At 58.0% G+C, this 12,356-nt stretch carries 15 protein-coding genes; 8 read left to right on the forward strand and 7 right to left on the reverse strand.

Annotated elements, in window-relative coordinates:
- The first annotated feature begins 7 nt into the window (after positions 1–7).
- The 3 genes from GOW93_RS10045 to GOW93_RS10055 all read left to right on the forward strand — a co-directional run bounded on the left by GOW93_RS10045 (position 8) and on the right by GOW93_RS10055 (position 2,501).
- Entirely contained in the window at positions 8–928 is a 921-nt protein-coding gene (locus GOW93_RS10045) for a manganese-dependent inorganic pyrophosphatase (RefSeq protein ID WP_170383660.1), read from the forward strand.
- Between the two features lie 153 nt (positions 929–1,081).
- On the forward strand, positions 1,082–1,957 hold the full coding sequence (locus GOW93_RS10050) for a TIGR01459 family HAD-type hydrolase (RefSeq protein WP_170383661.1): 876 nt from the start codon (positions 1,082–1,084) through the stop codon (positions 1,955–1,957).
- Positions 1,958–2,057: 100 nt separating this feature from the next.
- Positions 2,058–2,501 carry a MaoC family dehydratase gene (locus GOW93_RS10055; RefSeq protein ID WP_058275518.1) on the forward strand — a complete coding sequence of 148 codons (444 nt, stop codon included), beginning with the start codon at positions 2,058–2,060 and terminating at the stop codon, positions 2,499–2,501.
- A gap of 82 nt (positions 2,502–2,583) precedes the next feature.
- Here GOW93_RS10055 and GOW93_RS10060 read toward each other — a convergent pair whose 3' ends face one another.
- Both GOW93_RS10060 and GOW93_RS10065 read right to left on the reverse strand, forming a co-directional pair.
- Positions 2,584–3,573, reverse strand: a complete 990-nt coding sequence (locus GOW93_RS10060) for a methylenetetrahydrofolate reductase (protein ID WP_170383663.1) — start codon at positions 3,571–3,573, stop codon at positions 2,584–2,586.
- On the reverse strand, positions 3,570–4,151 hold the full coding sequence (locus tag GOW93_RS10065; protein ID WP_170383665.1) for a methylenetetrahydrofolate reductase C-terminal domain-containing protein: 582 nt from the start codon (positions 4,149–4,151) through the stop codon (positions 3,570–3,572). The genes GOW93_RS10060 and GOW93_RS10065 overlap by 4 nt, the downstream gene beginning before the upstream one ends.
- Before the next feature lie 258 nt (positions 4,152–4,409).
- Here GOW93_RS10065 and GOW93_RS10070 point away from each other — a divergent pair, with 258 nt between their 5' ends.
- Genes GOW93_RS10070 through GOW93_RS10080 form a run of 3 tightly spaced genes read left to right on the forward strand, consistent with a single transcriptional unit; the run spans position 4,410 to position 6,846 of the window.
- Positions 4,410–5,342, forward strand: a complete 933-nt coding sequence (locus tag GOW93_RS10070) for a bifunctional riboflavin kinase/FAD synthetase (protein ID WP_170383667.1) — start codon at positions 4,410–4,412, stop codon at positions 5,340–5,342.
- On the forward strand, positions 5,339–5,812 hold the full coding sequence (locus GOW93_RS10075) for a YcgN family cysteine cluster protein (RefSeq protein WP_170383668.1): 474 nt from the start codon (positions 5,339–5,341) through the stop codon (positions 5,810–5,812). Before GOW93_RS10070 ends, GOW93_RS10075 begins: the two co-directional genes overlap by 4 nt.
- Positions 5,812–6,846 (forward strand): threonine aldolase family protein, encoded by a 1,035-nt coding sequence (locus GOW93_RS10080; RefSeq protein WP_170383670.1) that lies wholly within the window; start codon positions 5,812–5,814, stop codon positions 6,844–6,846. The genes GOW93_RS10075 and GOW93_RS10080 overlap by 1 nt, the downstream gene beginning before the upstream one ends.
- A gap of 11 nt (positions 6,847–6,857) precedes the next feature.
- On the opposite strand, the gene GOW93_RS10085 is transcribed toward GOW93_RS10080, so the two are convergent.
- On the reverse strand, positions 6,858–7,460 hold the full coding sequence (locus GOW93_RS10085; protein WP_170383672.1) for a 2-hydroxychromene-2-carboxylate isomerase: 603 nt from the start codon (positions 7,458–7,460) through the stop codon (positions 6,858–6,860).
- A gap of 108 nt (positions 7,461–7,568) precedes the next feature.
- On the opposite strand from GOW93_RS10085, the gene GOW93_RS10090 reads away from it, so the two are divergent.
- Together GOW93_RS10090 and rpiB are read left to right on the forward strand one after the other, a co-directional pair.
- On the forward strand, positions 7,569–8,588 hold the full coding sequence (locus GOW93_RS10090; RefSeq protein WP_170383674.1) for a ribose-phosphate pyrophosphokinase: 1,020 nt from the start codon (positions 7,569–7,571) through the stop codon (positions 8,586–8,588).
- A gap of 65 nt (positions 8,589–8,653) precedes the next feature.
- A complete protein-coding gene (rpiB, locus tag GOW93_RS10095; protein ID WP_170383676.1) occupies positions 8,654–9,103 on the forward strand; it encodes a ribose 5-phosphate isomerase B in 450 nt (149 codons plus the stop codon).
- Between the two features lie 30 nt (positions 9,104–9,133).
- Here the strand turns inward: rpiB and GOW93_RS10100 are convergent, their stop codons facing one another.
- From GOW93_RS10100 to GOW93_RS10115, 4 genes are all read right to left on the reverse strand, one after another.
- The gene (locus tag GOW93_RS10100; RefSeq protein ID WP_170383678.1) at positions 9,134–9,484 is read right to left on the reverse strand and encodes an H-type lectin domain-containing protein; all 351 of its coding nucleotides are present in this window, start codon (positions 9,482–9,484) and stop codon (positions 9,134–9,136) included.
- Positions 9,485–9,602: 118 nt separating this feature from the next.
- A complete protein-coding gene (locus tag GOW93_RS10105) occupies positions 9,603–10,013 on the reverse strand; it encodes a F0F1 ATP synthase subunit epsilon (protein ID WP_170383680.1) in 411 nt (136 codons plus the stop codon).
- Positions 10,014–10,025: 12 nt separating this feature from the next.
- Positions 10,026–11,450, reverse strand: coding sequence for a F0F1 ATP synthase subunit beta (gene atpD, locus GOW93_RS10110; RefSeq protein WP_170383682.1), 1,425 nt, complete (start codon positions 11,448–11,450; stop codon positions 10,026–10,028).
- An 18-nt stretch (positions 11,451–11,468) separates the two neighbouring features.
- On the reverse strand, positions 11,469–12,347 hold the full coding sequence (locus tag GOW93_RS10115) for a F0F1 ATP synthase subunit gamma (RefSeq protein ID WP_170383684.1): 879 nt from the start codon (positions 12,345–12,347) through the stop codon (positions 11,469–11,471).
- Positions 12,348–12,356: the final 9 nt, after the last annotated feature.

Below are 12,356 nucleotides of genomic sequence, written 5' to 3' on the forward strand. Positions count from 1 at the left end.
CGCTGACATGACAACCCTTGTATTTGGTCACAAATCCCCCGACACCGACTCCACCGGCTCACCGATCCTGTGGTCATGGTATCTAAACAAAGTCAAAGGCGAGAAGGCCGAGCCAGTACTGCTGGGCGAGCCAAACACCGAGGCCGCCTTCATGCTGCAGCGTTGGGACCTGCCCAAGCCGCGCATCATCGCCGATGTTGAAGCAGACGCACCGGTTGTCATCGTTGACACCAACAACCCGGCCGAGCTGCCCGCCAGCGTCAACAGCGCCGATATCCGCGCCATCATCGACCACCACAAACTGGTCGGTGGCCTGGAAACCAAAGGCCCAATCGACATCACCGTGCGCCCGCTGGCCTGCACCGCGACCATCATGGTTGACCTGATGGGCGACGACGCCGCCAAAATGCCCGAGGCCATCAAAGGCGCTGCGCTGACTTGCATCCTGTCGGACACGCTGGAATTCCGGTCGCCCACCACCACCGCGCATGACCGCGAAGTGGCCGAGAAACTGGCCGCCGATCTGGGCCTGGACGTTTCGGCCTATGCCGCTGACATGTTCGCGGCGAAATCGGATGTCTCGTCCTTCTCGGACGCCGAACTGATCCGCATGGACAGCAAGGAATACGAAGTCGACGGCACCAAGTTCCGCGTCTCGGTTCTGGAAACCACTGCGCCCGGCGTTGTACTGGACCGCAAGGCCAGCCTGGCGGACTCGATGGTCGACGTAGCCAAAGAAGACGGCGTCGATCAGGTTCTGCTGTTCGTTGTCGACATCCTGAACGAAGAAGCCACCCTGCTGGTGCCGAACGATCTGGTCAAAGGCGTAGCCGAGAAGAGCTTTGGCGCATCGGTCAATGGTGACGCCGTTGTTCTGCCCGGCATCATGAGCCGCAAAAAGCAGATCATTCCGAACCTCAAGGTTTGATCCAAATTGCATATTGTGGAAAAGGCGTCCAATTTGGGCGCCTTTTTTCATGGCCACCGCAGAATTGCCCGACATACATCAATGCGGGATGGCCAACGCCGGAAAGCTTTGCCATAGGTGAGGCAACTCCCATTTCAGACCCCGAGGTCCCTCATGACACAGATCATTCACGCTCTTTCCGAGGTTTCAGACCGTTATCAAGCACTATTTGTTGACCTTTGGGGTTGCGTTCACAACGGCATCACGGCTTTCCCTGAGGCCGTCGCTGCCCTGCAAGATTACCGTGCAAAAGGCGGGATTGTTGTACTGGTCACGAACTCTCCGAAACCGCGTGCGGGCGTGGCCGAACAGTTGAAACAGTTCAATGTGCCTGCAGATGCTTATGACACCATTGCCACCAGCGGAGATTCCGCGCGGTCAGCGATGTTCCGGGGCGCAGTGGGCGAAAAAGTTTATTTCATGGGCGAATGGCAGCGGGATGCGGGGTTCTTTGAACCACTGAAACTGCTGCACCACCCGATCCATATTGACCGCGTACCGCTGGCCGAAGCTGAGGGGATCGTCTGCTGTGGCCCGTTTGATCCGATGGCAGACCCATCCGTAAACCGCGCGGATTTCCTCTATGCCAAACAGAAGGGTATGAAACTGCTCTGCGCCAACCCCGATATCGTGGTTGACCGGGGTGAGGTTCGGGAATGGTGCGCCGGTGCGCTGGCGAAGCTATATACCGAGATGGGTGGCGAGAGCCTTTACTTCGGCAAACCCCATCCGCCGATTTACGATCTGGCCCGCCGCCGCCTTCAAGAACTGGGTCACGACATCCCGGATGCCGACATTCTGGTGATTGGTGACGGGCCCCATACCGACATCCTGGGGGGCATGGGAGAGGGGATTGATTCTCTGTTCATCTCGGGCGGATTGGCCGCGGCAGAAACAAAAACTGAGCACCATCCGCACCACGAATCTCTAACCGATTATATTGCCAGGGAAAATATAAACCCCACCTACACAATCGGCCGCTTGAGATAGTCAGAAAAGACTTGATTTTCTGCGCTTGCGAAGTAATAAAGTTGCCGAACCTGGGCGACATTGATCCTTTTGTTGCTCAATGATTGCAAGTGAGGGCGACATGTTGGACAATCTTCCGCGCGGCACGATCTGTATTGAAGACATCGAAATGGGCATGACCCGTCACCTGCGCAAAGTGGTGACGGACGAAGATATCGAGATGTTCGCGCAGGTATCGACCGACCGGAATCCGGTTCACCTGGATGACGACTACGCCCGCGATACGATCTTTGAAGGCCGCATCGCGCACGGAATGCTGACTGCGGGGCTGATCTCGGCCGTGATTGGTGAACAGTTGCCCGGTCACGGCACGGTTTACATGGGTCAGTCGTTGAAATTCCTGGCCCCTGTGCGCCCCGGCGACATGGTATATGCCGAGGTCAAGGTGATCGACATCGACTTTGCCAAGCGCCGCGTGAAGCTGGATTGCCATTGCGCCGTCGACGGTAAGAAAGTGCTGATTGGCGAGGCGATGGTTCTGGCCCCGTCCCGCAAATTCGACTGATCGGCTTAAATTTACTATCGGAAGGCGCCAAATGGCGCCTTTTTTGTTGTCCTAAACAACAGCGTCACTGATCATAGGATTTTCAGGCTAGTCGCGTGCGCTTGCGCCCCTTTAACGCGCCGGATTCCAGAATAATTTTAGAAACCAAGTGTTCGCGCCGATAGGCCATAACATGCACGCCAGAGACTCCGGCGATTTCCCGAATTTGTTGGATCAATTCGATGCAAATCATTTTACCTTCTTCAGCTGGGTCGCTCGCTTTTTCCATCCGTTCGATGACCTCGTCTGGGACGTGAATACCCGGCACGTTGCTACGCATCCAACGGGCCGAGCGTGCGGACGCAATCGGGCCAACGCCGGCGATTATGAATACTTTCTTGTCCAAACCGCTATCCCGTACACGCGCCATGAATTTTTCAAACAGCGGAATGTCGTAAATATAATTGGTCTGAATGTACTCAGCGCCGGCCTCGACCTTCTTTGCCAACCGATCCGGACGCCAATCATATGGGGGAATACAGGGATTCTCTGCCGCCCCCAGAAACAGTTGCGGCGGGCGCGTGATCTTTCGACCGGACAGAAACGTCCCTTGATCGCGCATGGTTCGGATGGTGCGTAACAATGTAAGAGAGTCAAAGTCGAATACCGGCTTGGCCCCAGGCTGATCCCCGACGCCGACCCCGTCACCCGTCAGGCACAAAACATTGCTTACGCCCAATGCAGCGGCTCCAAGAACATCACCCTGGATGGCGATCCGGTTTCGGTCACGGCAAGAGATCTGATAGACGGGCGAATATCCCGCCCGCGTTAACAAAGCACAGATCCCGATCGATGACATATGGCAATTGGCGCCCGAAGCATCTGTCGCATTGATTGCATCTGCAACTTCTCCCAAAGGCTGTGCAGCCTGAAAAACATCTTCTGGGTCGGCACTGTCAGGTGGATTCAATTCCGCTGTCACTGCAAAACGGCCCGAGCGCAGAACTTTCTCTAGCCGACTATGCGAAACATACCCCTCGGGCGTTGGGACATAGCCCGTGGTTTCTATTTCGCCTCTGCGCGTATCACTCATTTCTTCAGATCCCGGTTGATCGCATTGGGCGGCTCAGCGGCCAGCGGTGCCGCAGAAGGCTCATTTTTGCGCGCCTCGGGGAAGGCCTGCGCCAGTGTCTCGCGCGCAGCATCCCGCGCCTGTCGTTCTTTCGCGGCGATTTCTCGACTGACCCGCAGCCACGACGATGATCCGCGTAACGTATGCTCGACTGGAGGAAGGACTTCTTTTATCTTGTCCCCGCCGTCCCGCATGCGGCTGGCCCCGTCCCAAGCCAAAGCCCAAACACATTTCATGTCGGGCTTTACTTCGCAGTACTCGCCGGGCCGCACGCCTCCGCATGGTCCGTTTCGCAATTGTTTCGGACAATTCATCGGGCAGGACATTCCAGTCGAAGACAGGACACATTGCCCACACATCTTGCAGTCGAACAGCAAAGTCTTCACACCTTTTTCGACCAGCGCGATTGGGCGTTCAACCCGGTTGTAACCGATTTTCGCGAATACCGGATCCAGCGAGACCATAGCGCGTTCGACGCACTTATAAATCCACTCGAAAGTGCGGGCATGGCGTATCGCGAACAAACGCAATCTATACACAACTCTGCCTCCTCTGCTGGGTTCACCTGAACCTCGTCAGGACGCTAACCCGAAACATTTCATTCCCGGTGGTCGAACTTTCAGTCTACACTCAGGTTTTTTTTTAACTCAAGCAGTTGTGGACCAACCGCTGACTTCGCAGGAACACACAGCCAACCTTGACCAAACCGAAAAGGGCTGTCGGTAAGTGCGCCAACGCACCGTCAAAGTTCATTCTGGAGCTTGAACATGTGTCCCTGCCCGGTTACGCAAACTCTCATGCGCATCATCCGGGATTTTCAATTCATCGAGCCTGAAGACCGCGGCGCCAGCGTGGCGATCGGGAACTTTGACGGCGTTCATATCGGCCACCAATCGGTGATCGAGCTGGCACGAAATGCCGCGCCGAATGCCCCCCTAGGCGTGCTTACATTTGAGCCTCATCCACGTGAGTATTTTGCGCCCGATGCCCCCCCTTTTCGACTGATGCGCGGCAATGCCCGCGCGCACCGGCTAGAGAAGCTGGGTGTCAAGAAACTGTATGAACTGCCCTTCAACGCCGCCTTGGCTGGGCTGACCCCGGAAGAGTTCGCGCGAAACGTAATTTGCGACGGGCTGGGCCTGTCGCATGTGGTGGTTGGTGCCGATTTCTGCTTCGGCAAAGGGCGCAGCGGCTCGGCTGAAGACATGGTTCGATTTGGGCAACAATTGGGGTTTGGCGTCACCATCGCGCCACTGATGGAACGCTCTGAGAATGTCGTGTCGTCTACGGCCATCCGCACCGCCCTGACCGAAGGTCGCCCCAGTGACGCAGCCAACATGCTGGGCCACTGGCACCGGATCGAGGGTGAGGTGATCGGCGGTGAACAGCGCGGGCGCGAGTTGGGCTTTCCCACGGCCAACATGTCTATCGAAGGTCTGCACCCGCCGAAATTTGGCGTCTATGCAGTGCTGGTTGACGTCTTGGACGGGCCGCATCACGGCAGCTATCACGGCGCAGCCTCGGTTGGGACACGTCCGATGTTCAATGGCGAAGTACCCAATATCGAGACTTTCCTCTTTAATTTCTCGGGCGACCTGTACGGCGCGACGTTATCGGTCGGGCTGGTCGAGTACCTGCGCCCCGAGTTGACCTTTGACGGCCTCGAAGGTCTGATCGCGCAGATGAATTCCGATTGCGACAAGGCCCGCACCGTGCTGGCCGCGCTATGACCACTGACCCGATTGACCGCAACGGCCTCAGCCCCCGCTTCTGGGAACGCAAGCCCCTAACCAAGATGAACCAGCGCGAGTGGGAAGCGCTGTGCGACGGCTGTGGCAAGTGCTGCCTGAACAAGCTTGAGGACGAAGACACTGGCGAGGTTGCCCTAACCTGTGTCGCCTGCCGCCTGCTGGACGACGAGAGCTGCCGCTGCACGCAATACGACATCCGCCACCAATTCGTACCGGAATGTATCGTGATGAAGCCCGAAAATATCGACGATCACGCCTATTGGTTGCCGCAGACCTGCGCCTATCGGCTGCTGTGGGAAGGGAAACCGCTTTACGACTGGCACCCTTTGATATCTGGTACGCCAGACAGCGTGCACGCCGCAGGTATTTCGGTTCAGGGGCGCACGGTATCCGAGTTTGAAACACCCATCGAAGAGTGGGAAGACTATATCATCGAGGAGCCCAACTGATGTATTTCGCTTCTGACAATTCCGGCCCGGTTCACCCTCAGGTCATGGCCGCTTTGAACGAAGCAAATCAGGGCTATCAGATGGCCTACGGGGCCGACACCATGATGAACGAAGTGCGGGATCGCATCCGCGGCATCTTCGAAGCCCCCGGCGCGGCGGTGTATCTGGTGGCCACCGGGACGGCGGCAAACGTGCTGGCATTGTCGACACTGGCAAACCCCTGGGAGACGATCTTTTGCTCTCCTGTCGCCCACATCCATGAAGACGAGTGCAACGCGCCGGAATTTTACAGCGGTGCCAAGCTGACGCTGGTACCCGGCGGCGACAAGATGGAGCCTGAGGCCCTGCGCCAGTCTATCCTTGCCGAAGAAACGCGCGGCGTACATGGTCCGCAACGGGGTCCAGTGTCGATCACGCAAGTGACTGAACGCGGCTCGGTCTATTCGCTGAGTGAATTGCACGCGCTGTGCGGCGTCGCCAAGGAATATGGGTTGCCGGTCCACTTGGACGGTGCGCGATTTACCAACGCTCTGGTGGCGCTGAATTGTTCCCCTGCCGAGATGACATGGAAGGCGGGCGTGGATGCCGTCAGCTTTGGCGGTACCAAGAACGGGTTGATGGGTGTTGAGGCAGTCGTATTCTTTGACGAAACGAAAGCCTGGGAATTCGAGTTGCGCCGGAAAAGGGGCGCGCATCTTTTCTCAAAACATCGCTATCTGTCTGCTCAGATGGCAGCGTATCTACAAGATGACCTTTGGCTGCAGTCGGCACGCGAGGCTAACGCCAAATGCGCCCGGCTGGCTGACGGTCTGCGTGAAAAGGGCGCGAGTTTCCTGCATGAACCACAGGCGAACATGATCTTTGCACAGTTTTCCCGCGCCCGGCACAAGCAACTGCACGAGGCCGGGGCCGTTTACCACCTGTGGGGGGCCGAACTGGACGGGGCAAACGACGAAGAAATCCTTGCCTGCCGCCTTGTCTGCGACTGGTCGATCAGCAACGAAGATATCGACCGCTTCCTCGCCCTACTCTGACGAGAGGTCTGTCAGCCGCTCAATTCGGTCAGGTGGCGGTCCAGGTCATCCAACCGGTCCTGCCCCCAGAACCTCTGATCGTCTTCAGTGATGTAGAACGGAGCGCCAAAGGCCCCGCGTTCAACGGCTTCTTCCAGATTGGCGGCATAGGTCTCGGCCCCAACCAACAATCCACTATCGGCAAGGCTTGGATCGAACCCGGCTTTCGACAGGCAATCACGGATCACGTCATCTTGTGCGATGTCCTTTTCCTCGGCCCAGCAGGCCCGCAGAAAAGATTGAACCAGTTTACCGACATCCCCTGACCCATCCTTCACCGCCGCAATTACCGCATAGGACGACGGTGCCATATTGGTTGGCCAATGCGCGGGCTGCAGGTTAAAATCCATGCCTAGGGCTTTTGACTGCCGCAGCAATTCCTGGACCCTGTATTCAATGCGCGAGGGATGGCGATCTTTCGGCGGAGTTCCCCCGGTACATCCGAACAGCGCCATGATATCTAGCGGTTTGTAATTGATCGTAGCGCCATGCTTGGCCGCAATCTCTTCGAGCCGCGAACCTGCCAAATAAGTGTATGGCGAGATTGTCGCAAAAAAGTAGTCAATTTGGGCCATGTGCACTTTCTCCGCTGCGTTACCTTTGCTGGACGGTAAGGCCATGCTAAGCGGTGTCAAAATCACGAATCTGTCACATTTGCCATAGCTGCCCGGGGACCTCAGCCGATGCCGACACTCCACGAACCCAAGCTAATCGCTGGGAACGCGAACCTTCCGCTTGCCGAATCCATTACTCGCCGCATGAGCCTGTATCGCGGTGTCGACCAAGGTCTGGTCGATGCGCGGGTCGAACGGTTCAACGACGGTGAAATTTTCGTCGAAGTGTTCGAAAACGTGCGTGGTGAGGATATGTTCATCGTCCAGCCGACGTCGAACCCAGCCAATGACAACCTGATGGAGCTGCTGATCATCGCCGATGCTCTGCGCCGGTCGTCGGCCCAGCGGATTACAGCCGTGATCCCCTATTTCGGCTATGCCCGACAGGACCGCCGCACCAAGGCCCGCACACCGATCAGCGCCAAGCTGGTCGCCAACATGCTAACCGGCGCCGGGATCGAGCGCGTCCTGACCATGGACCTGCACGCGGCCCAGATTCAGGGCTTTTTCGATATTCCAGTGGACAACCTCTATGCCTCGCCGATTTTTGCGCTGGATGTGAAAAACCAGTTCAAGGGGCAAATGGACGAAATCATGGTTGTCTCTCCTGATGTGGGCGGCGTGGCCCGCGCCCGCGAACTAGCCAAGCGGATCAACGCACCGCTGTCGATCGTCGACAAGCGCCGCGAGAAAGCCGGTGAAGTGGCCGAGATGACCGTGATCGGTGACGTAAAGGACAAGATCTGTCTGATCGTCGACGACATGTGCGACACCGCCGGAACGCTGTGCAAAGCGGCTCAAGTGCTGCTGGATAACGGCGCGAAAGAGGTACACTCCTACATCACCCACGGCGTCATGAGCGGCCCCGCGGTCGAGCGCGTGACCAACTCGGTGATGAAATCACTGGTGTTGACCGACACGATCCAGCCGACGCCCGAGATCAACAAGGCCAAGAACATCCGTATCGTGCCGACCGCACCGATCTTTACGCAGGCGATCCTGAACATCTGGAATGGTACCAGCGTGTCTTCCCTGTTCGAGGATAAGACCCTGACACCGATCTACGAATCCATGTACAATATGGACTAAACCCGATGGGCGGCCCGCTTGGTCGCCCTTTTTTACATTCACCGACACAAAGGCAGGACTTTTCCGTGACCGCCAGCAAACGCATTGTCCTATCCAGCGACCACGCAGCCATTGAGCTGCGCCAAGCTGTAGCAAACCACATCGCCGCGCTGGGCTGGGACGTGGTCGACATCGGCCCCACCACCCCTGAAAGCACACATTACCCACTGCACGGCAAAGCCGCAGCACAGGCCGTCGCGTCGGGTGATTGCCAGCTTGGAATCGTTCTGTGCGGCACCGGTCAGGGCATCATGATGGCGGCAAACAAAGTGCCGGGCATCCGTTGTGGCGTGTGCTCGGACGCGTTCTCGGCCCGGATGATCCGCCAGCACAACAATGCCAATATGCTGTCCATTGGTGCGCGTGTTGTCGGCGAAGGTCAGGCCTTGGACATCGTGGAGGCGTTTCTGACCGCCGAGTTCGAAGGCGGCCGTCACGCAACGCGCGTGAACATGATCGAGGCACAAGACAGCTGACACCATTTCCAGCGCGCTGTTCACAGCGCGCTAGGAAATATCCCAGTCATCCTCGTGCGCGACTTCTCCAAACGCGGTCCAATTCACCCGAATTCGAGCGACCCGGGTGTCAGACCAGGTCCGAAAGACCGCGCTGAACCCTTCGGGCGTAATGTCAGCAGTCGTTACTTCGGCCCGCAGAGCCGAGGACGTATCCACATCCCAAAGTGACACGCCGATCTGAACCACGGGTGCCGAGCGGAATGGCTGGCTGAACTTAATAGCTGAATACCGCTCACGCGGCCCCTCACCTGTCCACATATCGCCGCCGTCGGCGAAATCGGAGAACAGCACTGCTTCACCTTGGTCAACGCCAATCGGGTGGGTTCGAAAAGTCTTCATTCTGGTAATCTTTGTCTATTTATCCCTTACACTTATCCTGCGCCCCCGGCAAAATCACGACAAAAAAAACGGCCCCGCCCAGGCGGAACCGTTTTTGTTCTTTAGTACTTCCAGAGCCTTACAGGCTCATATGCGTCCCAAGGGCTTCCATATCGGCCAGCAGCTTGGCGGCATCGTCGACGATGGTTTGATCGTCGCCTGCCTTGGCCGCTTCGTGCGAGGCGCGTGCGTCAGCGATCAGGTCGTCCAGATGCGAACGGGTCACTTCAGCTACCGGAATAGCCTTTTCGGCCAGAACCGACAGGCCATCGCCGTTGATCTGAGCAAACCCGCCGGTGACCAGGTATTCGCTGGACACTTCGGGTGCCTCAACCTTCAGCAGACCGGGGCGCAGCGTGGTGATTGTGGGGGCATGATCGGGCATCGCCGTCATATCCCCGTCCGCGCCGGGAATCTGGACCGCGGTAACCGTGAGCGAAGCTAGGCTCCGCTCGGGGCTTACGAGGTCGAATTGCATCGTGTTTGCCATCAGGGATACTCCTTAGGCGGCTTCTGCGGCCATCTTTTCCGCTTTGGCGATCACTTCTTCGATGCCGCCAACCATCAGGAAGGCCGCTTCGGGCAGGTGATCGTATTCGCCGGCCACAACGGCCTTGAACGACGCGATGGTCACATCCAGAGGAACCTGAACACCCGGCGAACCGGTGAAGACTTCGGCCACGTCGAACGGCTGCGACAGGAAGCGTTCGATCTTACGGGCACGGGCCACGGTCAGTTTGTCCTCTTCCGACAGTTCGTCCATACCGAGGATGGCGATGATGTCCTGCAGCGACTTGTAGCGCTGGAGGATCTGCTGAACGTCGGTCGCAACCTTGTAGTGCTCTTCACCAACAATGGCCGGATCGAGCAGGCGCGAGGTCGAGTCGAGCGGGTCAACCGCAGGGTAGATACCCTTTTCCGAGATCGCACGGTTCAGAACGGTGGTCGCGTCCAAGTGAGCGAACGAGGTCGCCGGCGCTGGGTCGGTAAGGTCGTCCGCAGGCACGTAGATCGCCTGCACCGAGGTGATCGAGCCCGACTTGGTCGAGGTAATGCGTTCCTGCAGCGCGCCCATGTCGGTGGCCAGAGTCGGCTGGTAGCCCACAGCGGACGGAATACGACCCAGCAGAGCCGAAACCTCGGAACCCGCCTGCGTGAAGCGGAAGATGTTGTCGACGAAGAACAGAACGTCGGTACCGGACTGGTCGCGGAACTGTTCGGCCAGCGTCAGACCGGTCAGAGCAACACGTGCACGCGCTCCCGGAGGTTCGTTCATCTGACCGTAAACCAGGGCCACCTGCGACTCAGACAGGTTGTCCGGCTTAATAACGTTCGATTCGATCATCTCGTGGTACAGGTCGTTCCCTTCACGGGTCCGTTCACCAACACCCGCGAACACCGAGAAGCCCGAGTGCACTTTTGCGATGTTGTTGATCAGTTCCATGATCAGAACGGTTTTACCAACGCCGGCGCCGCCGAACAGGCCGATCTTACCGCCTTTGGCGTAAGGGGCCAGCAGGTCAACAACCTTGATGCCGGTGACCAGAACTTCGGACTCGGTCGACTGTTCTGCAAAGGTAGGTGCGGGCTGGTGGATCGCGCGGGCTTCGGTTGCTTCAACCGGACCTTTTTCGTCGATCGGCTCACCAACCACGTTCAGGATGCGGCCCAGGGTGGCGTTGCCAACCGGAACCGAGATCGGTGCGCCGGTGTCGGTCACTGCTTCGCCACGGACCAAACCTTCGGTCGCGTCCATCGCGATGGTGCGGACGGTGTTTTCACCCAGGTGCTGAGCAACTTCCAACACCAGGCGCTTGCCATTGTTGGTGGTTTCCAGCGCGTTCAGAATTTCAGGCAGTGCGTCATCGAACTGCACGTCAACGACGGCCCCGATGATCTGTGTGACTTTGCCTTTTGCATTCGCCATGTTTCGTCTCCGGTTTTCTTACAGCGCTTCGGCGCCGGAAATAATTTCAATCAGCTCGTTGGTGATCACGGCCTGACGCGAGCGGTTGAACTGGATCGTCAGCTTGTCGATCATTTCACCCGCGTTGCGTGTCGCGTTGTCCATAGCGGACATCCGTGCACCCTGTTCAGACGCTCCGTTTTCGAGCAGAGCCGAGAAGATCGCAGTCGCAACCCCCTTGGGCAGCAAGTCAGCCAGAATGGCCTCTTCGCTGGGCTCGTAATCGAAGATGGCACCGCTGTCGTCACCTGCCGCTTCGTCCTCGAACGAGGCGGGGATGACCTGCTGTGCCGTCGGGATCTGGGTCACAACGTTGACGAACTTCGAGTAGAAGATCGTTGCAACATCGAACTCACCCCCGTCGAAGCGAGACAGGATGTCCTTAGCGATGTCTTGTGCGTTGGAATACCCCAGACGCTTGACCTCGCTCAGGTCCACATGTCCGACGAACAGATCGCCCAAATCACGCTTGAGCGCGTCGCGGCCTTTTTTGCCGACGGTCAGAACCTTGACCGTCTTGCCTTTGCCGCGCAGCTCTTCCGCCTTTTGGCGGGCCAGCTTGGCGATGTTCGAGTTGAAGCCGCCGCAGAGGCCGCGTTCAGCTGTCATCACAACCAGCAGATGGACATCATCACTGCCCGTACCACGGAGCAGCTTGGGGGCGCTGTCGCTGCCCCCGACCGACGCCGCCAGCCCCGCCATCACGGCATTAAACCGCTCGGCATAGGGGCGCGAGGCTTCGGCAGATTCCTGGGCGCGGCGCAGTTTTGCAGCCGCGACCATCTGCATGGCCTTGGTGATCTTGCGGGTCGATTTGACCGACTCGATCCTGTTTTTAAGGTCCTTCAGACTAGGCATCGGAACCTC

It is taken from the genome of Ruegeria atlantica (assembly GCF_013032455.1).
In the GTDB taxonomy this organism is placed as follows: domain Bacteria; phylum Pseudomonadota; class Alphaproteobacteria; order Rhodobacterales; family Rhodobacteraceae; genus Ruegeria; species Ruegeria atlantica_B.